At 70.6% G+C, this 21,526-nt stretch carries 22 protein-coding genes and 1 tRNA gene; 14 read left to right on the forward strand and 9 right to left on the reverse strand.

Annotation, left to right across the window (positions count from 1 at the left end):
- Positions 1 to 7 precede the first annotated feature (7 nt).
- The 5 genes from moaC (at position 8) to FEF34_RS22400 (ending at position 3,086) form a co-directional block, all read left to right on the forward strand.
- A complete protein-coding gene (gene moaC, locus FEF34_RS22380) occupies positions 8 to 499 on the forward strand; it encodes a cyclic pyranopterin monophosphate synthase MoaC (protein WP_138054737.1) in 492 nt (163 codons plus the stop codon).
- The gene (locus tag FEF34_RS22385; protein WP_138054738.1) at positions 496 to 1,083 is read left to right on the forward strand and encodes a MogA/MoaB family molybdenum cofactor biosynthesis protein; all 588 of its coding nucleotides are present in this window, start codon (positions 496 to 498) and stop codon (positions 1,081 to 1,083) included. The genes moaC and FEF34_RS22385 overlap by 4 nt, the downstream gene beginning before the upstream one ends.
- 17 nt (positions 1,084 to 1,100) lie before the next feature.
- Complete coding sequence (locus FEF34_RS22390) at positions 1,101 to 1,706, forward strand: GNAT family N-acetyltransferase (RefSeq protein ID WP_138054739.1); 606 nt, start codon at positions 1,101 to 1,103, stop codon at positions 1,704 to 1,706.
- 142 nt (positions 1,707 to 1,848) lie between these two features.
- Positions 1,849 to 2,904, forward strand: coding sequence for a divisome protein SepX/GlpR (sepX, locus tag FEF34_RS22395; RefSeq protein WP_138054740.1), 1,056 nt, complete (start codon positions 1,849 to 1,851; stop codon positions 2,902 to 2,904).
- Positions 2,905 to 3,012: 108 nt separating this feature from the next.
- A tRNA-Ala gene (locus FEF34_RS22400) sits at positions 3,013 to 3,086 on the forward strand.
- A gap of 224 nt (positions 3,087 to 3,310) precedes the next feature.
- Here the strand turns inward: FEF34_RS22400 and FEF34_RS43065 are convergent.
- The 4 genes from FEF34_RS43065 to FEF34_RS22410 form a co-directional block, all read right to left on the reverse strand.
- Positions 3,311 to 3,844: a hypothetical protein gene (locus tag FEF34_RS43065; RefSeq protein ID WP_234042514.1), complete on the reverse strand. Its 534-nt coding sequence runs from the start codon at positions 3,842 to 3,844 to the stop codon at positions 3,311 to 3,313.
- 20 nt (positions 3,845 to 3,864) lie between these two features.
- Positions 3,865 to 4,083 carry a hypothetical protein gene (locus FEF34_RS43070; protein WP_234042515.1) on the reverse strand — a complete coding sequence of 73 codons (219 nt, stop codon included), beginning with the start codon at positions 4,081 to 4,083 and terminating at the stop codon, positions 3,865 to 3,867.
- Entirely contained in the window at positions 4,056 to 4,421 is a 366-nt protein-coding gene (locus tag FEF34_RS43075) for a hypothetical protein (RefSeq protein WP_234042516.1), read from the reverse strand. Before FEF34_RS43075 ends, FEF34_RS43070 begins: the two co-directional genes overlap by 28 nt.
- Positions 4,422 to 4,774: 353 nt before the next feature.
- A complete protein-coding gene (locus FEF34_RS22410; RefSeq protein WP_138054741.1) occupies positions 4,775 to 6,241 on the reverse strand; it encodes a glycosyltransferase family 39 protein in 1,467 nt (488 codons plus the stop codon).
- Positions 6,242 to 6,707: 466 nt separating this feature from the next.
- Here FEF34_RS22410 and FEF34_RS22415 point away from each other — a divergent pair, with 466 nt between their 5' ends.
- The 4 genes from FEF34_RS22415 to FEF34_RS22430 all read left to right on the forward strand — a co-directional run bounded on the left by FEF34_RS22415 (position 6,708) and on the right by FEF34_RS22430 (position 11,638).
- Positions 6,708 to 7,001: a lactococcin 972 family bacteriocin gene (locus tag FEF34_RS22415; protein WP_138054742.1), complete on the forward strand. Its 294-nt coding sequence runs from the start codon at positions 6,708 to 6,710 to the stop codon at positions 6,999 to 7,001.
- 178 nt (positions 7,002 to 7,179) lie between these two features.
- Positions 7,180 to 9,282, forward strand: a complete 2,103-nt coding sequence (locus tag FEF34_RS22420; protein WP_138054743.1) for a hypothetical protein — start codon at positions 7,180 to 7,182, stop codon at positions 9,280 to 9,282.
- Positions 9,283 to 9,328: 46 nt separating this feature from the next.
- Complete coding sequence (locus tag FEF34_RS22425) at positions 9,329 to 9,979, forward strand: ABC transporter ATP-binding protein (protein WP_138054744.1); 651 nt, start codon at positions 9,329 to 9,331, stop codon at positions 9,977 to 9,979.
- 750 nt (positions 9,980 to 10,729) lie between these two features.
- Positions 10,730 to 11,638 carry an aldo/keto reductase gene (locus FEF34_RS22430; RefSeq protein ID WP_138057654.1) on the forward strand — a complete coding sequence of 303 codons (909 nt, stop codon included), beginning with the start codon at positions 10,730 to 10,732 and terminating at the stop codon, positions 11,636 to 11,638.
- A 51-nt stretch (positions 11,639 to 11,689) separates the two neighbouring features.
- On the opposite strand, the gene FEF34_RS22435 is transcribed toward FEF34_RS22430, so the two are convergent.
- The 4 genes from FEF34_RS22435 to FEF34_RS22455 all read right to left on the reverse strand — a co-directional run bounded on the left by FEF34_RS22435 (position 11,690) and on the right by FEF34_RS22455 (position 15,630).
- Entirely contained in the window at positions 11,690 to 12,676 is a 987-nt protein-coding gene (locus FEF34_RS22435; RefSeq protein ID WP_138054745.1) for a 2-hydroxyacid dehydrogenase, read from the reverse strand.
- The gene (locus tag FEF34_RS22440) at positions 12,673 to 13,848 is read right to left on the reverse strand and encodes a lactate 2-monooxygenase (protein WP_138054746.1); all 1,176 of its coding nucleotides are present in this window, start codon (positions 13,846 to 13,848) and stop codon (positions 12,673 to 12,675) included. The genes FEF34_RS22435 and FEF34_RS22440 overlap by 4 nt, the downstream gene beginning before the upstream one ends.
- An 85-nt stretch (positions 13,849 to 13,933) precedes the next feature.
- Positions 13,934 to 14,905, reverse strand: a complete 972-nt coding sequence (locus FEF34_RS22445; RefSeq protein ID WP_138054747.1) for a trypsin-like serine peptidase — start codon at positions 14,903 to 14,905, stop codon at positions 13,934 to 13,936.
- Between the two features lie 239 nt (positions 14,906 to 15,144).
- Positions 15,145 to 15,630 carry a GNAT family N-acetyltransferase gene (locus tag FEF34_RS22455; RefSeq protein ID WP_138054749.1) on the reverse strand — a complete coding sequence of 162 codons (486 nt, stop codon included), beginning with the start codon at positions 15,628 to 15,630 and terminating at the stop codon, positions 15,145 to 15,147.
- 52 nt (positions 15,631 to 15,682) lie between these two features.
- On the opposite strand from FEF34_RS22455, the gene FEF34_RS22460 reads away from it, so the two are divergent.
- Entirely contained in the window at positions 15,683 to 16,492 is an 810-nt protein-coding gene (locus FEF34_RS22460) for an exodeoxyribonuclease III (protein WP_138054750.1), read from the forward strand.
- Between the two features lie 213 nt (positions 16,493 to 16,705).
- Here FEF34_RS22460 and FEF34_RS22465 read toward each other — a convergent pair whose 3' ends face one another.
- Positions 16,706 to 17,323: a MerR family transcriptional regulator gene (locus FEF34_RS22465; protein WP_138057655.1), complete on the reverse strand. Its 618-nt coding sequence runs from the start codon at positions 17,321 to 17,323 to the stop codon at positions 16,706 to 16,708.
- A gap of 183 nt (positions 17,324 to 17,506) precedes the next feature.
- On the opposite strand from FEF34_RS22465, the gene FEF34_RS22470 reads away from it, so the two are divergent.
- The 4 genes from FEF34_RS22470 to FEF34_RS22485 all read left to right on the forward strand — a co-directional run bounded on the left by FEF34_RS22470 (position 17,507) and on the right by FEF34_RS22485 (position 21,205).
- Complete coding sequence (locus tag FEF34_RS22470; RefSeq protein WP_138054751.1) at positions 17,507 to 19,045, forward strand: flavin-containing monooxygenase; 1,539 nt, start codon at positions 17,507 to 17,509, stop codon at positions 19,043 to 19,045.
- Positions 19,042 to 20,001, forward strand: coding sequence for an alpha/beta fold hydrolase (locus FEF34_RS22475; protein WP_138054752.1), 960 nt, complete (start codon positions 19,042 to 19,044; stop codon positions 19,999 to 20,001). Before FEF34_RS22470 ends, FEF34_RS22475 begins: the two co-directional genes overlap by 4 nt.
- Positions 19,998 to 20,879, forward strand: coding sequence for an SDR family oxidoreductase (locus FEF34_RS22480; protein WP_138054753.1), 882 nt, complete (start codon positions 19,998 to 20,000; stop codon positions 20,877 to 20,879). The genes FEF34_RS22475 and FEF34_RS22480 overlap by 4 nt, the downstream gene beginning before the upstream one ends.
- A 98-nt stretch (positions 20,880 to 20,977) precedes the next feature.
- Positions 20,978 to 21,205: a hypothetical protein gene (locus tag FEF34_RS22485; RefSeq protein WP_138054754.1), complete on the forward strand. Its 228-nt coding sequence runs from the start codon at positions 20,978 to 20,980 to the stop codon at positions 21,203 to 21,205.
- Positions 21,206 to 21,526 lie beyond the last annotated feature (321 nt).

A 21,526-nucleotide genomic window follows, 5' to 3' on the forward strand; every position in this document is an offset into this window, starting at 1 on the left:
CACAGCCATGAGCGCGCAGCAAGGACTCACACACATCGACGAGGCCGGCGCGGCCCGTATGGTCGACGTCTCGGAGAAGGACGTCACCGCGCGCACCGCGCGCGCGAGCGGCCGGGTCCTCGTCTCGCCGCGTGTCGTGGAGTTGCTGCGTGGCGAGGGGGTACCGAAGGGCGACGCCCTCGCCACCGCCCGGATCGCGGGGATCATGGGCGCGAAGCGCACACCGGACCTGATCCCGTTGTGCCATCCGCTCGCGGTGTCGGGCGTGAAGCTGGATCTGTCCGTGGCCGACGACGCCGTCGAGATCCTCGCCACCGTGAGGACGACCGACCGCACGGGCGTCGAGATGGAGGCCCTGACCGCGGTGTCCGTGGCCGCGTTGACCGTCGTCGACATGGTCAAGGCGGTCGACAAGGCCGCGGTGATCACCGACGTCCGGGTCGAGGAGAAGTCCGGCGGGAAGTCCGGCGACTGGGTCCGTGAGGAGGCCCGGCGATGATCCCCCGCGCCGGTGAGGTCCACAGCCACGCCCACGCCGGACGGACCGGACCCGGGCGTCCGCCACGCCGCGCGCTCGTCGTGACCGCCTCCAACCGGGCCGCCGCGGGGGTCTACGAGGACAGGGGCGGCCCGCTCCTCGCCGAGGGACTCGCCGGGATGGGCTTCCAGGTGGACGGCCCCCGGGTCGTCCCGGACGGGGACCCGGTCGAAGCGGCCCTGCGCGACGGCGTGGCCTCGGCGTACGACGTCATCCTCACCACCGGTGGCACCGGGATCTCACCCACCGACCGCACTCCCGACGCCACGGCCCGGGTCCTCGACTACGAGATCCCCGGCATCCCCGAGGCGATCCGCGCGCACGGTCTCGCGAAGGTGCCCACCGCGGCGCTGTCCCGGGGCCTCGCCGGGGTCGCGGACCGCACCCTGATCGTCAATCTCCCCGGGTCCGCGGGCGGTGTGCGCGACGGGCTCGCCGTTCTGTCGCGAGTGCTGCCGCACGCCGTGGACCAGTTGCACGGTGGCGACCACCCGCGGCCCGCCGAACCCGCCGGCCCCTCGGGTTCTCCAGGGAGTCCCCGCTGAACACCCACTCGTGGCCCGTGGTCCTGGCGGACGGTGATGTCACCCTCCGCCCGATAAAGCTGCGTGACCAGCGGGCGTGGCGGGAGGTGAACCGGCGCAACCGGGACTGGCTGCGCCCCTGGGAGGCGACGATCCCGCCGCCGGCCCCCGGCGGCCCCGTCGCGCAGCGCCCCACGTACCGCCAGATGGTGCGCCATCTGCGTGCCGAGGCCCACGCCGGGCGGATGCTGCCGTTCGTGGTCGAGTTCCGGGGCGTGCTGGTCGGCCAGCTCACCGTCGCCGGCATCACCTGGGGCTCGATGTGCTCGGGTCATGTCGGCTACTGGGTCGACCGCGAGGTCGCGGGCCGCGGGGTTATGCCCACGGCCGTGGCGCTGGCCGTCGACCACTGCTTCGGAAGCGTCGGGCTGCACCGCGTCGAGGTCTGCATTCGCCCCGAGAACGGACCGAGCCGCAGGGTCGTGGAGAAACTCGGATTCCGCGAGGAGGGGCTCCGCCCGCGTTATCTCCACATCGACGGCGCCTGGCGGGACCATCTGGTGTTCGCGCTCACGGCGGAGGAGGTGCCCGGGGGGCTGCTGCGGCGCTGGCACCAGGCACGACCCGCGCGACACGAGAAATGAAATAATTGTTCGAATTCCATCTCCACTCGATCGCTCGGTGATCTGAAGAGTCACAAAAAAAGTCAGTGGTATCAGCCAGATCGTGCGACACACCGGGCCAATTGGCCGATGCCCTGGTGCGAATCCCTCTACGGTGTGATGCGTGAGCAGCAGCGGCCTCATCTACGCAGTCATCGTCGGGGCCTGGGCCGCCTACCTGGTGCCGATGTGGCTCCGCAGGCAGGACGAGCTCAACGAAGCCCGTCCGACGGAACGCTTCAGCACCGCCATCCGGCTGCTGTCCGGACGGGCGGGAATGGAGCGCCGGTACGCCAAGGAGCTGCGTGAACGCACCACCGAGGACGACCCCGCCACCGACGCCGACCCGGAATCCGAGACGGACCGACTGAGTTCCGTCGACGTCCGGGCCTTCGCCGCGCCGCCGGCCAGGACCGAGGCGCGGCTGGACGTGCCTGCCGCCCCGGCCAGGGCCCGCAAGGAGCGGGCACCCAAGCCGAGCGGCACGGCCGCCTCGGAACGCGCACGGCGCACCAAGGTCCTGGCCCGGCGCCGGCGCACCACCGTTCTCCTCTTCCTGGCCTTCACCCTCGGCGCGATCGTCGCGGCCGTCGGGGGGCTGGGCCTCCTGTGGGCGCCGACGGTTCCGGCGGTCCTCCTCAGCACCTACATCGTGTACCTGCGTGCCCAGGAGCGGCGCCGCTTCGTATACGTGATGGACCGGCGCCGTGCCGAGGCCGCGGCGCAACGGCTGCGCGAGACCCACGTGCGGCGGCGGCCGGCCGCCATGGAGGAACCGGACGAGGCGGCCCAGGCACGGCCCGAGCCCGAGCCGGCGCCCGCGGTCTCGCCGCAGGAAGCCGGCCGTCGGGCCCTGGTCGAGCAGACCGACCACGCGGAGTGGGTGGACCAGCAGCGCGACCCGGGCCCCGGGCGTGGCGACAGCTGGGACCCGGTCCCGGTGCCGCTCCCCACGTACGTCACCGCACCGGTCGCTCCGCGAGCCACGAGCGGCATCGATGTCACGGACCCGGAGACCTGGAGTTCGGCCCGCTCCTCCACGGCCGATCCGGCCACGCCCGCCGCCCCGCAACCCCCACGGCAGCGCACCACCCCGCCGCGCCGCACCCGCGAGCACGGCCGCACCCCGCTCTTCGACCAGTACGAGGACGAGGACCGGCCCCGCGCCGCCAACGAGTGAGACCGGGCCGGGCAGGCGTCCGGACCTTCGGAACCCTGCCCGGCCCGACCAGCGAGGAACGGATTTCCAAGCACCCCGATCGGGATGCTAAGGTTTCACTCGTTGCAAGGGCCTGTGGCGCAGACTGGTAGCGCACCTCGTTCGCATCGAGGGGGTCAGGGGTTCAAATCCCCTCAGGTCCACAACAGCGTCGTTCACGAGTTAGCTCGTAGGCGGTTCACGAGATCCCGTCCGATCACTTCGATCGGGCGGGATTTCGTCGTTTCTGGGCTTGTCGGGAGGGCCGATGGCGGGGCGGCGTGGCGAGCGTGTGGAGCGTGCTTGCCTGGCTCCGGGCATGGGGAAGCACGCCGATCGTGGTGATCCGCGTGCTTCGGCGCTGTGGGGTTGTTCCACGCGGGCTCGGTCAGCGGGTGGACGGTGGCGGGCGTCCCGACGGCAAGGCGTGCATGACAACGGGATCGGCGGGTGGTGGGAGGGGGCCGCTGGCGTCGAAGTCGGCGGGGGTGAGTTCGTCGGGGCCGTCGCGTTCTGTGAGCTGGGTTTCCAGGACGGTCAGGTTGGCGATCGTGAGCATGACGGCGAGGAGAAGCGCCTGGGTGACTTGCCCGGGGGCGGGCCGGTGTTTGGGGTTGCCGATGTCGAGTTTCCCGCTCTTGAAGCGCCCGTTGGCGCCTTCGTTGTGGCTGCGGATGGGCCGGTAGACGTTGATCCACGTTGTGTGCAGGTAGTGGACGTCCTGGCGGTACTTGGCCAGGCGCCAGTCGGCCGCTTCGGCATCGGCGGGCACGGTGATGGAGCCAGCGCAGCACACCTCGGGCAGCGTCTTCTTCGGTGGCGGGGCGAAGTGTTCGGCGTCGGGGATCTGGATGGTGGGGCGGCCTGCCGTGTGGGCGGTCCGGTCACGGGGTGCGGTGAGGTCGACGATCCGGGTGGGCATCGTGGCGGGGGTGCGGGGCCTCAGCCGTCGCGGCGGGCGCAGTTGACCGAGGGGGACGGGCCGGAGGCCGGGCACTGGAGGCGGATCGCGCCGCGGGCGTCGGGTCCCTGTTTGAGCTTGAAATGGTACGGCTCGCGGGCCTCGATCTTCTCGGCGAGTTCGTCGCCAGGGGCGCGGATGGTGTCGTCGGCGGCGCCGGAAGTGGCGTGGATCAGAGGGGCGGGGGTGAGCGGGCACATGAGCGAGCCGTCGACGAGCGGGGCTCCCTGCCAGCTGCCCTGCCGTCCGCGCTCGATGACCTTGTAGTCCAGAGCGAGGCGGTAGCCGAGCCGTCGGACGGGGTCTGGAAGGTGGCGGGGGTGCAGTTGGTGTAGGCGCGGTCGGCGGCCAGGATGCCGGGGGGCAGGCCGAGTCCGGTCAGTTGGGTGAGAATGTTGACCGCGTTGGGGCCGGTGCGGACGGTGGGGGTGTCGAGCTCGAAGCCCAGGCACAGCTGCGGGTACGCCTTGGGCGGATCATCGTCGGTGTCGCGGTGGTGGGCGGCTATCCAGCCGGTCAGGGGAAGCAGACGGTCCACCAAGTCGCAGCCGAGCGCGAGGAGGGTCAGGACGCCCCAGCGGCTGGTGACGTGGTCCAGGAGGGTCCGCGACGGGCAAGCGAACGGAACGAATCTACGGCTGGTCGGCCGAACCAGCCCATTGGGCTGAAGGCCCTCCCCGAACGCCCGGAAGTCTGCCGCGAGCGGCAGGTATGCGAACCGGCCCCGGTTGCGCGGCGCTGGTGATCGTGATGTGTGGCTGTGACGCGGACTGGTCAGAGACTGGCCAGCGGATGTCGCCTGATGCCGGGCGGCGCGGGGACATACGGTCGGTCAGGGCCCGGAGGAGCCACGCCCGCGCCACCGAATCGCGCCGGCCCCGAGGCCGGAGGTCACGACGGTCGGTCAGACGTACGCCTCTCGTACACGGTCACTCTCCGGCCGCGGACCTGCTCATCGGCCACTGGCCGGAAGTACTCCCGAAACGTGGAGATCTTGGTCCGGTCCCGCGCCGAACTCGCCGGCTTCGACACGTCTCCCGCGTCGGTGACGAGAACGATGCGCTGCCGAGCAAGCATCTCAGTCCGTATACGCGCGGCATCCCACTCCACTCCCTTCAGCGTTCCCGAACGTTCCGGCGTTTCCTCCAGGGCGATGTCCTGCAGGCCAGTGAACGCGTGCGGGGAGACCAGCCTGGTGTCCCGCCGCGCTGCCGGGACGAACAGCACGGCGTCCCCGGACTTCTTCAACCGCTCCACCTGCGCCGCAGCTGCTAGGACGTCGTCCACGCGGCTCTGCGGCGAGCGCTTCGCGAGCGCCTGCGGAAGCAGGACGACCGAAGCGACGGCGACCGCGACGGGAAGGACCCAGCGCGCGGCGCTCCACGACCGCCGCTGCACCGCCCCCACTAGCGTGCCAAGAAGGACACCGATCATCAGAGCCAAGCCCAGCAGGCTGAACAGCACATACCGATCCACGAAAAGCGGCTTGAACAGCGAGAGCCCGACGAGACCGAGCTGCGGGACCGCGAGCAGGGGCAGCCCGACGGCCGCTGCCGAGAGCCGTCCCGCCCGGGGCCGGTCCAGCAGGGTCCCGGCGCCGGCGATCGCAAGCAGGACCGCCGGTCCGATCAGCATGTGCCAGGTCAGCGGAGGGATCCAGGACACCTGCCCGGACTGGGTACGGCTGAAGAGGATCAGTGGCGTGACGCCTGCCGTTGCCGCCACGGATGCCGCGGTCCAACAAGCCCACGTCCCGCGCGTCGCTCGTGCCCACGCCAGGGTCGTCAGGTGCGCGGGCAGTATCAGCAACGAGAGCCAGTTCAGCAGGCCGCACACGAAGACCGTGCAGCCGTAGGCGGTCCAGTACCCCCACCGGTTCCGTCGCCCCTGCAGTATCGCCACGAGTAGCAGCGTTGAGAGCCCGGCGCCCGCCGCCACCAGGGCGTACGGACGGCCCTCCTGAAGGTAGAACTGCACGGAGGGAAGCAGCCCGAACGCCATGCCTCCGCCCAAGCCCACCGGATTCCCGGAAAGCCGCCGACCGAGTTCCGCCACACATGCCGCTCCCGCCGCGACCGCCAGCACGGAGGGCAGCCGTAACACGGTGGTCGAAGGGCCGAAGCACTCGAACAGTGCGTGCATGAACAGGTAGTAGAGGGCATGGACGACGTCGACGTGCTCCAGCATGCGCGTGATGTCGCTGGTGGACCGGAGGGCGACCTGCCAGGTTGCGGCCTCGTCCCGCCAGACACTGTCCTCCCGCGACAGCCCCCACAGGCCGAGCGCGACGGTCCACAGGAAAGGAATAAGCCAAACGGAAACACTGCGCTGAGAGCGGAGATCGGTGAATCTCGTCAAAGTCGGTCGCCCCCTGGCCAGCCAAATCCACGCAGTCGTTCGCAAGGTGTGGTGCTCGGCGTGAATCCGAGTGACGGGCAGGCCGGCAGCGCGGTCGTGATCTTACCGGCAAGGATCTCCATGCGCCGAACGAGGGGTCTCGCAGAACGGTCCGGCGGCGTCAACTTCCGTGCCTGAAGGGGGCAGTGAGGTGGAGGGACGGAGGTGCGTGCGGGGCCGGGACTCCGCGCGGGGCAACGATTTTACGCCAAAAGGGATTCGAGCTGGCGCAAAATCGAGAATACGACACAAGTGGATCCGAGAATTCCGGCGCCGATTTCGTTAAGCCGGACGAGGGTGGCCGAAATTGCGGCATGGCCGAAACGTGACGGTGATTCAGGTCACTTAAATCCCGGTTGACGAGTTGCTAAGCCATTGGCAAAGATCTCTTCTGGGTAAATTGATCATCACGTAAGGGGAAGCGTTCATGAAGAAGAGAAGTGCTCTGAAGGCCACGCTCGCCTCCGCGGCGCTGATTCTCGGAGCAGCCGCTCCGGCGATGGCCATCACGGTGGACGTCGGCGGCGGTCGGTGGTCCTACGACCAGGGGGCGAACAGTGCCTGGTCAAACTACTACCACTCGAAGAACAAGCACGCATCCTCCGTGAAGATCGGTGCCAACATTTTCCGGAGTGGCTGCACTTCGGCCGGTAGCTGGTCGCTGGCGTCCGGTGGAAAGAACGGCGGCACGGTTAGCTGGTACTACGACCCGAGCTGCTGATTCCACGCTCGGATCGTGAAAGTGTGCACCCGGTAGATCTCGCTGAGTGAGCCGAGGCTCCGGTCCGACGCGGCTGCGGATATGCGGTTCTGTTCTGCCGTCTTCCGCAGTCGCGTCACGCTGCCCCTTGTTTCACCTGACATGCATGGCTCCCTGGAACTCTGAAATAAGATGTGCAATGCTGCAGCGAGGTATTAGGTTTGTTCACGTCGTCACACTGGCTTTCTCCGCCCTCCTCGCCTTCCTCTTCGTACGAGGCATCGACGAGAGCCGAGTTCTGGGAAGCGTCGCCCTGGTCGACGTGGTCGACTCCGATGGCACGGCGAGTTCCGCGCGCGTCGTAGACGTCGTCAAGTCGGTCGCGGCCGAGAGCCGAGTCGGTGTGGCCCGCGAGGTGCCGGATCTGAAGAACCCCGAGGGGCTCCGGCATCTGTACCTCGCCACAGGAGACCGTGGATCGGCGACGGGGGCGTGGCTGGACGAGGGTTACCCGTCCTTCAGCCGGAACGTCGAGACCCGTGTCCATCCCATATCCGAAATCGAGCACCTCGATCCGCGCGGCGCTTATCACGTCTTCGGGCCGCCGGAAGCCGTCGACGCCCTGATCGGCGAGTTCGCCGAGCTCGGGCTCCGTGTGAACGTGGCGTACCCGCTGTCCTACGCGACGCTGGCGACCGACTACTCCGGCGATCCCCTGCCCTGGTCCCTGGGTGTCATGGCCCTCGCCGCCGTGACCCTGACCGGGGCGAGTGTGCTGCTGCGAGCGAAGACCTACGCCGTCCTTCGCCTGCAGGGCATGTCCTACCCGGATGTCCTGATGCGCGATCTGAGGCAGACGGCGGGCTTCTGGCTCGTCTCCTTCGGTGGCGTCGTGGTGGTGACCCTCAGTGCCCTCGGTCTCTACAACGGCTGGGCCAGACTCGGTCTGTTCGCCTCGGTCGCCCTGGGGATCGCCGCCCTGCTGACCCTCCTCGTGATCGGCTCCCACGCCGCGGTTCTCGCACTCGTCTTCCGAGTCGGAATCCTGTCGTCCCTGAAGGGCGAACTGCCCTCGCGAGCGGCGACCATCAGCCTCTACGTGGTTCGCGTACCAGCGCTCCTCCTCGCGTTGAGCATCGCGTTGAGCGTCGCCGTGGCCGGCCAGGACGTCCTGAAACGACAAGAGAACCGCGACGTCTATCGAAGCGTGGGGGATGCCGTCTCGATTCGTCTCAGCGGCGCGTTCGCCACCCGACCCGACGAACTGGACCGAAAGGTCGGGCCGTGGCTTCGGGCGGCGGATGCGCGAGGCGAGATCGTCGTAGCCGGCCGAGGGGATCTCCAGATGACAGCACCGGATGCGAACCTGCCGGCGGGCGAGATCCTCATTGTCAACGAGACCTACGCCCGGGAGCAGCCGGTTCTCGACCAGGAGGGCCGCCGTTACGTCCCCGAAGCAGGTGACACCAAGAACTCGCAGCGCCGCCCCGTGCGCGTGATCATTCCCGCGCCTTACACCTCGCACACGGAAGCGATCGTCCAAGCGGTCTCCAGGAAGCTCGACCCGGGGCTCAGCCGGAACATCCCCGTCAAGCCGCTCGGCGCGAAGAACGGGCAGCAACTCTTCGGTTACAACACCGGTGCCCTGGTCTACAGCTCGGCACACCCTGCGAACGAGGACAGGTCGCTGATGCGCGATCCGATCGTCGTCGTAGTCCCGAACGGGTCGGACTTCCTCACCGATGACGCCTACACCACCTTCGCAACTCAGGAAGGTGTCGTCTTCCTCGACCCCGACGATGTCCTGAACGCCATCGCATCGGAAGGGCTGCGGGACTATGTGTCGTCCGTGTCCCCGGTCGGGCAGCGGATCGCGACGGAGCTGAGCGACGCGGTCGGCGACTTCCGGCTGCAGATGTTCAACCTGGCCCTCGCGGTGGCGGTCCTCCTGGTCGCGGGAGTCGGAATCTGCATCATCTACACGAGGAAGAACGCCCAGCTCATCTTCGTGCGTCACATCAGTGGCTGGACATTTGCCGCATCCCATCGCTTCATTCTGGCGGTGGAGGCGGCCATCGCGATCGTCTTCGCGGTACGGATTCCCATCGAGGTATGGCAGCAGAACCGGGAGATCGCCGAGTTCACAGCGGCAGGCCTGCCGGCCCCCTTCCCTCCGTTGCGCGTCGAACTCGCAGAGCTGGCTCTCATCGCCGGCCTTGCCGTGGTCGAACTCGCCGTGATCCTCCTCGCCCTGTCGGCGTTCCACCGCCGGATCGTGAAGGAAGGCGCATCCGAGGCGTGACCCCCTCGAGAATCGAAGCAACCCCCCATCCAGCCGGAGTGCAATTGTGATTGACGTCGAGGGACTGTCGAAGAGTTTCGGCGAGCGAACGCTGTGGCGCGATATCAGCCTGACGGTAGGTCGTGGCGAAATGCTCGCCCTCACCGGTCCGAGCGGCTCCGGCAAGTCGACTCTCCTGAACTGCCTGGGGCTGCTCGACAGACCGAGTGCCGGGGCCATTCGCCACGAGGGGAAGGACATCACACGTTTCGGCAGGCGCGAGGTTCGCCTGTTCCGCAGAGATGTTCTCGGGTACCTCTTCCAGGGGTACGCCCTCATCGAGAACGCCACTGTCGAGGAGAACCTGGAAGTGGCCGTGAAGCCGCGTCGTGCGCTCCGGGACAAGGCCGGCGCGTCCCTCGCGGAAGCACTGCAGCGCGTCGGGCTGGCTGGGCGGCACAAGGAGACGGTCCACCGCCTCAGCGGTGGGGAGCAGCAGCGTGTGGCCCTCGCCCGTCTCATCGTCCAGCAGCCGACGCTCGTCCTCGCGGACGAGCCGACCGCCGCTCTGGACCGTGACAACACCGCCATGGTTCTGGACTCGCTACGGGAAATGAGCCGAGCCGGGTGTGCAGTAGTGATCGCCACACATGACGACATCGTCCGTGATGCCTGTGACAACGTGTTCGCCCTGGGAACGCCGCTCGTGGCCCAGTGAGCCTGACAGCGGGGGAGGCGTCAGTCGCCAGCGAGGTGGGGAACGATCTCTGCCGGCTTGGGAAGCGATCTTCGTACGCATTTGGAATGCCTGGTCAGGGGCACTCGTGAACGGCCCACAGCACGACTGTTCTTGAGTTGGTTCAGGAAGAGTTCACGAGATCCCGTCCGATCTGATTGATCGGGCGGGATCTCGGCGTTTCCGGGGTCTGGATTGAGGCCGGGTCCGAATGCGGGCGGGTCTTGGGGTTCTGGGGCGTCAGATGGTCGTGTGGAGGGCGAACGGGGCGATCCTGCGAAGGTGTCCAGCAGGTCTCCCGGGCGGTGACGAGGAGGGACCGTACGCGGCCGCCGCCGGTCTCACCTCCATCTGCCACTGCTCGCAGGCATGCCCGCCGTGTGTGCCATGTGCCAGAGCGCGCCTTCGAGGAGGTGGAGCCGGGGCGTCTCGGTGGCCGGTCCGGGGTATGTGCGCATGGTGATCCAGACGCGGTAGGTGTACTCCCCCGGCCTGCTGGGTGGGGCCCTTCTCGCGGAGGCATCCGCGGCGGGCACCGGTCTCCTGCGTCAGTGCTGGGTAGGCGTGCGGTGGTGAGGCGGCGTGGCATCGCGATCCGGCCCTGTCCCTCTGCGGCGTCCCGCCGGTTCCGGTCCGCGCGGAGCCCCGGCGACCCCGCGGAATCGTGGTCAGTAGGGTCACGGGGTGACGACGAAGACGGACGCGACGGACGGTCGGCTGCTGTACGGGTGCATGGGGCTCGGAGGAACGTGGGACACCGCGCCGTACGGCCCCGGGGACATAGCCGCCGCGGAGGCGGCGGTCGAGGCCGCGCTGGACAGCGGGATCACCAGGTTCGACCACGCCGACATCTACCGGCACGGCAAGGCGGAGGCCGTCTTCGGCGAGGTCCTGGCCCGTGCTCCGGGGCTGCGGGAGCGGATCGTCGTGCAGACCAAGTGCGGCATACGTCTCGCGGACGGGGAGCGCCCGGGGATCTACGACCTGCGCGGGCGGACCATCGTGCGGCGGGTCGAGGAGAGCCTGGCGCGGCTGCGCACCGACGTGATCGACGTACTGCTGCTGCACCGGCCCGATCCGCTGGCCGACCCCGACGACATCGCCGAGGCGCTGACGTCGCTGCACCGGCAGGGCCTGGTGCGGCGGTTCGGGGTGTCCAACATGGGAGCGGCGCAGATCGCCCCGCTCCAGGCCCGGCTGGACGTGCCGATCGTCGCGAACCAGCTGGAGATGAGCCTCCGGAAGCGCGACTGGCTCGAGGCCGGTGTGGTCGTGAACACCCGCGAGGCGGCATTGAACGGCTTCCCCTTCGGCACCCTCGAGCACTGCCGGGACAACGGCATCGAACTCCAGGCATGGGGTGCGCTGGCGCAGGGCCGGTTCACCGGGCGCCAGGAGACCCCCGAGGAGCAGGCCACCGCGCGGCTCGTCGCCTCCCTCGCCGAGCGCAAGGGCGTGACGCCGGAGACGGTGCTGCTGTGGTGGCTGCGGCGCCACCCCGCCCGGGTCTCGCCGGTGATCGGCACCGCCAACCCCGAGCGCATACGAGCCTGCCGGCAGGCCGCGCGGCAGGAGCCGGACCTCGGCCACGAGGAGTGGTACGCGCTCTGGCTGACGGCACGCGGTGTGCCGCTGCCCTGAACCGGGTGCGGCGTGGGCTGTTCGGGCCGGGCGAGCACTCCCGGGCCCCGGCTACGACACGACGTCCCGCGGCGGCTCTCCGGCCAGGTGGTCGACGACGTTCTGGACCGCGGACAGGGCGATCCGGACCAGGGTCTCCCGGGTCACGCCTCCGACGTGCGGCGACAGGACGACGTTCGGCGCCTTGAGCAGACGCAGGGCGGCCGTCGGCGGTTCGGGGTCGAAGACGTCGATGCCCGCGCCCGCCAGGGTGCCCGCGGTCAGCGCGTCGGCGAGGGCGTCCTGGTCGACGAGCGCTCCCCGGGCGGTGTTGACGAGGAAGGCGGTCGGCCTGAGGAGCGCCAGCCGCCCGGCGTCGAGGAGATGGCGGGTGTCCGGCGTGAGCGGCGCGTGGAGACTGACGTAGTCGGAGACGCGGAGGAGTTCGTCGAGGGGGAGGAAGCGGGCGTCGCCCAGCCGGGACTCGGTGTCGGCGGGCGCCCGGCGCCGGCCGGTGTAGGCGATGCGCATGTCGAACGCCAGGGCGCGGCGGGCGACTTCCCGCCCGACACTGCCGAGACCGACGATGCCGAGGGTCTTGCCGGACAGCTCGGTGAGGGACTGCTGGATGCGGGGCAGGGCCCAGTCGGCCTCGGTGAGCGCGGTGTGGGCGGGTACCACCTGCTTGGCGAGCGCCAGCATGAGCGCGAAGGTCTGCTCGGCCACGTTCTGCGCCTCCGCACCGCTGGAGCCGATGTTGCAGACCGTCACGGACCGGGCGCGGGCGGCGTCCAGGTCGACGTAGTCGTATCCGTGGCTCGCGCACTGGACGAGTTCCAGGGCGGGTGCGGCGGCGATGTGCCCGGCGGTCACCGGGGCGAGGGCGGTGATGATCGCACGGGCCTCGCGCAGCGCGGCCGGGTCCTCGTCCGCCGACTCCACGACGGTGACGCGGGCGCCGGGCACGAGGCCCGCGAGCCCCGCCCCGGTCGAACGGCCTCCCATGTGGGGCGGGATGACCGCCAGGACGTTCCTGGCGGCCGGACGGTCCTCGCTCATGCGGACTCCCCCGTCAGATCGTCGGGCGTGAGCGAGCCGGGGCCCGCGTGTCCCGACAGCGCCAGTGTGAGGTCGAGTTCGGCGAGGAGACAGCGGATGACGTGGTCGACGCCCGCCTGCCCGTCGAGACCGAGGCCGTAGGCGTACGGGCGGCCCAGGAGCACCGCCCGGGCGCCGAGGGCGAGGGCCTTGAACACGTCGTCGCCGGTGCGGATGCCGCTGTCGAAGAGGACGGTGAGCCGGTCGCCCACGGCCTCGACGACGCGGGGCAGGGCGTCCGCCGCGGCCACGGACCCGGCGACCTGGCGGCCGCCGTGGTTGGAGACGACCACGCCGTCCATGCCGGCGTCGGCGGCGCTGCGGGCGTCGTCGGGGTGGAGGATGCCCTTGAGGACGATCGGCCCGTCCCAGTGTTCACGCAGGAAGGCCAGGTCGGGCCAGGTCTTGGCGGGGTCGGCGAACATGCCGACGAAGTGCGTCACGGCCGCATTCGGGTCCTCGTGCACGGGCTTGGCGAGCCCGGCCCGGAAGGCCGGGTCGGAGAAGTAGTTGGCGGTGCCCACACCGTGCAGGAACGGCAGGTACGCCTGGTCGAGGTCGCGGGGGCGCCAGGCCAGCAGCGGGGTGTCCAGGGTGACGACCAGCGCCGTGTAGCCGGCTGCCCTCGCCCGGTCCAGGAAGCTCGCGGTGACGTCGCGGTCCTTGGCCCAGTACAGCTGGAACCACCGCTCGCCGTCGCCCATCGCCTCGGCGACCTGTTCCATCGGTGTGCTGGAGGCGGACGACAGGATGTACGGGACTCCCCGCGCGGCGGCCGCCCGTGCCGCGGCGCACTCCGCGTCGGGGTGCATGATCGACAGCACGCCGATGGGCGCGAGTGCGAGCGGCGCCCGCAGTGGCCGGCCCAGCACCTCCACGGACAGGTCGCGTTCGTGGACGTCACGCAGCATGCGCGGCACGATCCGCCGGCGGTCGAGCGCGGCGCGGTTGGCGCGGGCGGTGCTTCCGCTGCCCGCGCTGCCGGCCACGTAGCCGACGGGTCCCGGGCCGAGCCGGTGGCCCGCCAGTTCCTCCAGCCGTGTCAGATCGGTGGGCAGCCGGGGCACGGCGCCCGTCATGCCGTTCAGATAGATCTCGTACTGGAAGTCCGCCCAGTGCCGCGTGGTCGCCATCCGATCATCCTTGCGGGGCTGGGCGGGCCGCGTCCATGGGTGTGCAGCGGCCGGCGGGGCCCGGGCCTCGCCGGCCGCTGCGTCGTCAGGCGGCCTGGGCCTTGTCGTACAGGGCCTTCGCCTCATTGCCGAAGTACGGGCCGAACATCCGGTTCGGCAGGAAGATGTAGCCGAAGCTGTTCACCGAGACCTGCAGGCCCGTGCCGGCCGTCTCGCTGAACCCGGTGAACCAGGGGCCGCCGCTGGAGCCGCCGGTCATGTTGCAGCCGAGGCTGTGGTCCTGGGTGAACAGCCAGTCCTTGGAGCTGTTTCCGCTGCAGTAGATCAGCTTGGTGCCGTCGTACGGGGACGCGGCCGGGAAGCCGAAGGCGTACATCTGCTTGTTGTAGCCGCCGTTGAACTGGATGCCCTGGGCGCCGGTGACCGCGGTCAGCTTCTGGCCGTTCAGCGGGGCGAGCACGGCCGCGCCGATGTCGTAGTTGATGTCCTCGCTCGCCTCCCACTGCGGGGTGGTCAGCGTCTTGGTGGCGGTCCACTGGCCGTACGGTGCCTGGCCGTTGGCGTACGCGGGAACGAAGACGACGTTGGTGTGCCAGCTGCCCTGGTACTTGACGCAGTGTCCGGCCGTCATGACGGTGCTGGCGTTCTGGCTGGTCACGGCGTTCGCCGAGCAGGACGCCGTGCGGCCCTGGAAGGTGAAGAAGACCCGTCCTGAGGTCTTCACGACCGCGCCGCCGCCGGTCCAGGCGCCGCCCGCCTGGGGGAAGGCCGTGGGGCCGACGGTCGTCGTGACGGCCCCGCGCTTCGGGGTCTTGAGGGTCTTCAGCGCGTCCGCGCCGAGGCGCAGGTCGAGCGGGACGGCGGCGCGCATTCGCTCCGCGGTCCAGAAGGTGCGGGCCTGGTGCTGCTCGGCGGCCGTGGCGTGGTGGGCCACGGCGGCGGGAGCGGGCGAGGGGGCCGGGGCGGCGGCGTGGGCCGTGGTTGCGGCCGTCAGACCGCCGGTGAGCAGAGCGCCGACGGCTAACAGGGTCGCTGCGGCTGTGCGATGGCGTCTCACGCATGTCTCCTTCTGCCGGGGCAGGTGGGGGATGAGAACGGTGCGGATAGACGTGCGTGAGGAAGGGTGTCATGACGGCGCCCACTTTGTCAGGAGCGCGTCATGGCTATGGTTCGCGCCGTCCATGGAAGCGCCGGGGCCGGAGGGATCGGCGGGACTACCGGGGTCGGCGCGAACGGCGGGGCTGCCGAGGCAGGCACGGAAGTGCCGGGGCCGGCGGGGCTACCCGGGCCGGCGGGTCATCGCGCGGCGAGCGGCTTGGCGAAGCAGCGGCTGCTCTCGTACTCGCGGTAGTGGCCGAACTTGGCGCACGGCTCGTAACCGCTCGACGTGTACAGCGCGATGGCCTCCGGCTGGGCCGTGCCGGTCTCCAGGACCATGCGGATCCGGCCGGCCGCGCGGGCGTCCTCCTCCAGCGCCGCCAGGACGCGCCGCGCCAGACCGAGACCGCGCGCCTCGGGGACGACGTACATACGCTTGAGCTCGGCGTCGCCGTCCGCATACCCCTCGGCGTTCTCGTCCTGGGTGCGCCAGCCGCCGGTGGCCACCGGGCGGCCCAGCCCGTCGTACGCGAGCAGGTAGAGTCCGCGCGGCGGGACGAACATCGAGGGGTCGAGCGGTGTGACATCGCCCTCGTCGCCGTAGCGCGCGACGTACTCCAGCTGCACCTGGTCGTTGAGTTTGACCGCGTCAGGGTGGTCGAAGGGCCTCGGCTGGATATCCATACCCGTGATCGTACATGTATGCGAGCCGTTCTCCCTCGGATATCGTGCGGGGGTGCTCACTGTGACCAGCGTGAATGTGAACGGGCTGCGGGCCGCCGTGAAGAAGGGCTTCGTCGAGTGGTTGGCCGGGACGTCCGCCGATGTCGTGTGCCTCCAGGAGGTACGGGCCGAGGCCCATCAGCTCCCCGACGAGGTGCGCAGCCCCGACGGCTGGCAAGCGGTCCACGTCCCGGCCGCCGCCAAGGGCCGCGCCGGTGTGTCCGTCCTGACCCGGCGCGAGCCGGACGCGGTCCGGACCGGTTTCGGCAGCGAGGAGTTCGAGGGCAGCGGACGCTATGTGGAGGTCGACCTGCCCGGCGTCACGGTCGCCAGTCTCTATCTCCCGTCGGGCGAGGTCGGGACCGAGCGACAGGACGAGAAGTACCGCTTCATGGACGCGTTCCTTCCGTATCTGAAGGGTCTCGCGGAGCGGGCGGCCGCCGACGGCCGCGAGGTGCTGGTCTGCGGCGACTGGAACATCGCCCATCAGGAGGCCGACCTCAGGAACTGGCGGGGCAACAGGAAGAACTCCGGATTCCTGCCGGAGGAGCGCGAGTGGCTCGACCGTGTGTACGACCAGGGCGGGACCGGCGCCGGCTATGTGGACGTCGTCCGTGCCATGTACCCCGAGCAGGAGGGCCCGTACTCGTGGTGGTCCTACCGGGGGCGCGCCTTCGACAACGACACGGGCTGGCGCATCGACCTGCTGGTGGCGACACCCCGGCTCGCGGACAAGTGCGTGAAGGCATATGTGGAGCGCGCGGCGAGCCATGCCGAACGGTGGAGCGACCACGCGCCGGTGACGGCGGTGTTCGAGTTGTAGCGCCGAAGGCGTGCTCCGGCGGTGGCCGTCGAGGCGGGCCGTCCGGCCCCGGGGCCCCGCGGGCGGTGCGCCCGCGCACGGCCGTGGCCGCCTGACCTCGATCTGCCGCTTGTGCCTGCTCGGGCGGTGCGCACCCACGGCCGTGGCGCTCGCGGACGCCCGGAAGGACCCGGCGGGCCTGCGGTGCCCGCCGGACGGGCCGGGCCCGGCCCGTCACGAGTCGCGCAGCAGGCGGTCCATCGCCATGGAGAGCTCCGCCTCCACCACGCTCTTCGCCAGGGGGCGCAGTCGCCCGGCGTCCCCCTCCGTCGCGTGCGAGCGCAGCAGTCCGACGAAGAGGGACGCCAGCGCCTCCGCGTGGCCGCGCACCTCGCGGCCCGCAGCGAGGACCGCGGAGAGCGGCACCCCCTCCTTCACCAGTGCGGAGGAGACGTCGAGCAGCCGGCGGCTGATGTGGACGATCTCGTCGCCGTCGGTGGCCAGATAGCCGAGGTCGAGCGCCGCCACGAGGTTCTCGGGGGTGACCTCGCCCTCGAAGTAGTCGGCCAGGTCCTCCGGGGTCAGCCGGACCGGGGTCTCCTCGGTCGGCTCGTCGAGGCCGAGCACCTCGCCGACGTCGCGGCCGCTGTCGAAGGCCGACGCCAGATCGGCGATTCCGCTGAGAGTGTGGCCGCGTTCGAGCAGGGCCGCGATGGTGCGCAGCCTGGCCAGATGGTGGGCGTCGTACCAGGCGATCCGGCCCTCCCTGCGGGGTGGGGGTATGAGCCCCCGCTCGCGGTAGAAGCGCAGGGTGCGCACCGTGATGCCGGCCTCCTCGGCCAGCTCCTCCATGCGGTACTCGCGGATCTCGCGATCCGTGCGCTGCTCGTCCGTCACGTCCGCAAGCCTATGTTGTACCGCCGGTAACTTGTTCGGTTCCACCCCTACCGCTGGGTATGCGAAGGCTCTACTCTCCCATCGTGCCAGTGATCGATGGCACGGTTCGGCGGGAGTCTGTCTGCGGGAGGCGGCGGCATGGGCCAGCAGTACGAGCACGTGCGAGTGGCGGTGATCGGATCCGGATTCGGCGGCCTCGGCGCCGCCGTCCGGCTGCGCCGTGAGGGGATCACCGACTTCGTCGTCCTGGAGCGGGCCGACTCGGTCGGCGGGACCTGGCGGGACAACAGCTACCCCGGCTGCGCCTGCGACGTACCGTCCCATCTCTACTCGTTCTCGTTCGCGCCCAACCCCGACTGGCCCCGGACCTTCTCCGGGCAGGAGCACATCCGGGCGTACCTGGAGTACGTGACCGACGTCTTCGGGATCCGCCCGCACATCCGCTTCGGCCACGACGTGCTGACGATGCGCTGGAACACCGCCGAACTGCACTGGGAGATCGAGACCTCGCGGGGCGCGTTCACCGTCGACGTCGTGGTCTCCGCGACCGGCCCGCTGTCCGACCCCAAGACGCCCGAGATCCCCGGACTCGACGGATTTCCGGGCAAGGTCTTCCACTCGGCGCGCTGGGACCACGACTACGACCTGCGCGGCAAGCGGGTCGCGATGATCGGGACCGGGGCGTCCGCGATCCAGATCGTGCCGTCGATCCAGCCCTTGGTGGCGAAACTGACCCTGTTCCAGCGCACCGCGCCCTGGGTGATGCCCCGAGTGGACCGGGCGATCGGCGCCGGCGAGCGCTGGCTGCACCGGCGACTGCCGCTCACCGGGACCGCGCGCCGCGGACTGCTCTGGGGCATCAGGGAGTTGCAGGTCAGCGCGTTCACCAAGCGGCCCAACCAGCTCGGTCTGATCGAGTCGCTGGCGAAGGCCAACATGGCCAAGTCCATCAAGGACCCGGCGCTGCGGGCGAAGCTGACGCCGTCGTACCGCATCGGCTGCAAGCGGATCCTGCTGTCCAGCGACTACTACCCGGCGCTCGCGCGGCCCAACGTCGACGTCGTCGCCTCCGGGCTGACCGAGGTACGCGGCTCCACCGTCGTGGCCGCCGACGGCACGGAGGCCGAGGTCGACGCGATCGTGCTCGGCACCGGCTTCCACGTCACCGACATGCCGATCGCCGACCGGGTGGTGGGCGCGGAGGGCGCCACCCTCGCCGAGGCATGGAAGGACGGCATGGAGTCGCTGCGCGGCGCGACCGCCGCCGGCTTCCCCAACTGGATGACGATCATCGGCCCGAACACCGGCCTCGGGAACAGCTCGATGATCCTGATGATCGAGTCCCAGCTGAACTACATGGCCGACTACCTCCGTCAGCTGGACGTCCTCGGAGGCCGGGTCGCGCTCGGCGCGCGGCCGTCCGCCGTCCACGCCTGGAACCGGCTGGTCCAGGAGCGGATGAAGCGGACCGTCTGGAACACCGGCGGATGCACCAGCTGGTACCTCGACGCAAGCGGCCGCAACACCACCATCTGGCCCGGCACGACGGGGGAGTTCCGGCGGCAGACCCGCACGGTCGACCTCGCCGAGTACGAGGTGGTCCGAGCCCCCCGCATCCCGGCCGCGGTCCCGGGCACCGGAGCGGTCGCGGCGGCCGTGGGGGAGGAGAGCGCATGAGCCGGCTCCTCAAGCGGTCCGGGACGGCCCCGGCCCCGCCCGTCGCCGCCCGCGAACTCACCGCCGTCTCGGCCGACGGCTCCCGCCTCCACGTGGAGGTGCACGGCCCCGACGGAGCGCCCGCCGTCGTGCTCGCCCACGGCTGGACCTGCTCCACCCACTTCTGGGCGGCGCAGATCAGGGAGCTGGCCGCCGACCACCGGGTCATCGCCTACGACCAGCGAGGACACGGCCGCACACCCGCCGTCGCGAAGGCCGGGCACACCACCGAGGCGCTCGCCGACGATCTGGAGGCGGTACTGACCACCGCGCTGGAGCCGGGCGAGCGGGCCGTGCTCGCCGGGCACTCCATGGGCGGGATGACGCTCATGGCGGCCGCCGCCCGGCCGAAGTTCGCCGAGCACGCCGCGGCCGCACTGCTGTGCAGCACCGGCAGTTCGCGGCTGGTCGCCGAGTCGCTGGTGGTGCCGATGCGGGCCGGCGGGCTCCGAACCCGGCTCACCGGCGCGATCCTCGGCTCGCGCGCCCCACTCGGACCGGTCACACCGATCTCGAAGGGGATCCTGCGCTACGCGACGATGGGCCCGGGCACGGTGCCGGAGCGCGTCACCGAGTGCGCCCGTATTGTGCACGCCTGTCCGCGCCCGACCCGGGTGGCCTGGGCGGGTGTCCTCGCCGGGCTCGACCTCGACGCCGGGGTACGGGAGATGAGGCTGCCCACGGCCGTCGTCGCGGGCACCGCGGACCGGCTCACCCCGATCGTCCACGCCCGGGCGCTCGCCGCGTCGCTGCCCGAGTGTGTGGGACTCGTCGAACTCGCCGGTATAGGGCACATGACCCCCGTGGAGGCCCCGGAGAGGGTCACCGCGGAGATCAGGAAGCTCGTGGACGCCCAGCTGAAGCGGAACGCCCCCGCGCGGCCCGGCGCCCGTACGAAGCAGGAGGAGAACGCATGACCAGGGTCAGCCTCGAAGGGCAGGTCGCCGTCGTCACCGGGGCCGCCCGCGGTGTCGGCGAGCTGCTGGCCCGCAAACTCTCCGCGCGCGGGGCGAGGATCGCGCTCGTCGGCCTGGAGCCGGACGAACTGAAGGCGGTCGCCGGGCGGTTGCACACCGAATGCGAGCACTGGCACGCCGACGTCACCGACCACGAGGCGATGACTCGCGTGGCCCGCGAGGTCAAGGAGCGTTTCGGCAAGGTCGACATCGTCGTCGCCAACGCCGGTGTGGCGTCGGGGGGCCCGTTCGCGGACTCCGATCCGGCGGCGTGGCGGCGGGTCATCGAGGTCAACCTCATCGGGAGCGCGGTCACCTGCCGGGCCTTCCTGCCGGTCCTGGTCGAGTCCCGCGGCTACTTCCTCCAGATCGCCTCGCTCGCCGCGATCACCCCGGCGCCGATGATGACGGCGTACTGCGCCTCCAAGTCGGGGGCCGAGGCCTTCGCGCACAGCCTGCGGGCCGAAGTGGGCCACAAGGGGGTGAAGGTGGGCGTCGGTTACCTGTCCTGGACCGACACGGACATGGTGCGCGGGGCCGACCGGGACGACGTGATGCGGGAGCTGCGGCAGCGGCTCCCGTGGCCGTCGAACCGCACGTACCCGCTCGGCCCCGCGGTGGACCGGATCGTCGCCGGCATCGAACGGCGCTCCGCCCACGTGTACGCGCAGTGGTGGCTGCGCGGGATGCAGTCGGTCCGCGGGTACCTGCCGGGCCTCGTCGGGGTCGTCGGGCAGCGGGAGATGAGGCGCTTCGAGCCGCGGCTCACCGGGATCCGAACGGGGCTCGTGGGCGCGGGCGGTGCCGCTGACGAGCGGGAACGTACGGAGCGTAACTGATCGAAATGCGCGGAATGTCCCTGCATGCCAGTCTGGTCGAGGCCCCGGGGGCCGGCCCAACGGCCCCCGTCCCTCACACCCTTCCAGGAGTGAACCAGATGGGTATCCAGGAGCAGTTCAAGGACAAGGCGGAGCAGCTCAAGGAGCAGGCGAAGCAGAAGCCCGGCATGAAGCAGGAGGCTTCGCAGCGCTCGCCGCAGCAGCGGCCGCAGCAGCGCCCCCCGCAGGAGCGCGGCCAGGAGCGCGGCCAGGAGCGCGGGCAGGAGCGCCGCCGCCCTGAGCGTGAGATGAGCGACGAGCCGCCGCACCGTCGCCACGACGCCTGACGTCCGAGGCACCCGGAAGGGGCGTACCCAGTGCACGGGGTGCGCCCCTTTCCCGCGGCCGGCCACCGCCGCCGATCGCCCGGTTCCGTGGTCCGGGCTCCTTGCCCGTCGTCCGGGTGTCCCGGTTCGGTGGGCCGGCGACGGGCCTGGGTTCCATGGCCTGGTTGCACAGCCTGGGTTCCAGGGCCGGGGTTCTACGGCCTGGGTTCTACGGCCCGGCGGCGGCCTGGGTTCCATGGCCTGGGGTCTACGGCCCGGCGGCGGCCCGGGTTCCGGCCCGGTTCCATGGCCGGGTTCCAGGGCCCGGCGACGGGCCCGGCT

The sequence above is a fragment of the Streptomyces marianii genome, from assembly GCF_005795905.1.
GTDB lineage: Bacteria > Actinomycetota > Actinomycetes > Streptomycetales > Streptomycetaceae > Streptomyces > Streptomyces marianii.

Bases quoted from the DNA above. Each gene is read 5' to 3' on its own strand.
- moaC (WP_138054737.1), top strand. From the start codon at position 8: ATGAGCGCGCAGCAAGGACTCACACACATCGACGAGGCCGGCGCGGCC.
- FEF34_RS22385 (WP_138054738.1), top strand. From the start codon at position 496: ATGATCCCCCGCGCCGGTGAGGTCCACAGCCACGCCCACGCCGGACGG.
- FEF34_RS43065 (WP_234042514.1), bottom strand. From the start codon at position 3,844: ATGCCCACCCGGATCGTCGACCTCACCGCACCCCGTGACCGGACCGCC.
- FEF34_RS43070 (WP_234042515.1), bottom strand. From the start codon at position 4,083: ATGTGCCCGCTCACCCCCGCCCCTCTGATCCACGCCACTTCCGGCGCC.
- FEF34_RS22415 (WP_138054742.1), top strand. From the start codon at position 6,708: ATGAAGAAGAGAAGTGCTCTGAAGGCCACGCTCGCCTCCGCGGCGCTG.
- FEF34_RS22420 (WP_138054743.1), top strand. From the start codon at position 7,180: ATGCTGCAGCGAGGTATTAGGTTTGTTCACGTCGTCACACTGGCTTTC.
- FEF34_RS22430 (WP_138057654.1), top strand. From the start codon at position 10,730: ATGGGGCTCGGAGGAACGTGGGACACCGCGCCGTACGGCCCCGGGGAC.
- FEF34_RS22435 (WP_138054745.1), bottom strand. From the start codon at position 12,676: ATGAGCGAGGACCGTCCGGCCGCCAGGAACGTCCTGGCGGTCATCCCG.
- FEF34_RS22440 (WP_138054746.1), bottom strand. From the start codon at position 13,848: ATGGCGACCACGCGGCACTGGGCGGACTTCCAGTACGAGATCTATCTG.
- FEF34_RS22455 (WP_138054749.1), bottom strand. From the start codon at position 15,630: ATGGATATCCAGCCGAGGCCCTTCGACCACCCTGACGCGGTCAAACTC.
- FEF34_RS22465 (WP_138057655.1), bottom strand. From the start codon at position 17,323: ATGGAGGAGCTGGCCGAGGAGGCCGGCATCACGGTGCGCACCCTGCGC.
- FEF34_RS22470 (WP_138054751.1), top strand. From the start codon at position 17,507: ATGGGCCAGCAGTACGAGCACGTGCGAGTGGCGGTGATCGGATCCGGA.
- FEF34_RS22475 (WP_138054752.1), top strand. From the start codon at position 19,042: ATGAGCCGGCTCCTCAAGCGGTCCGGGACGGCCCCGGCCCCGCCCGTC.
- FEF34_RS22480 (WP_138054753.1), top strand. From the start codon at position 19,998: ATGACCAGGGTCAGCCTCGAAGGGCAGGTCGCCGTCGTCACCGGGGCC.
- FEF34_RS22485 (WP_138054754.1), top strand. From the start codon at position 20,978: ATGGGTATCCAGGAGCAGTTCAAGGACAAGGCGGAGCAGCTCAAGGAG.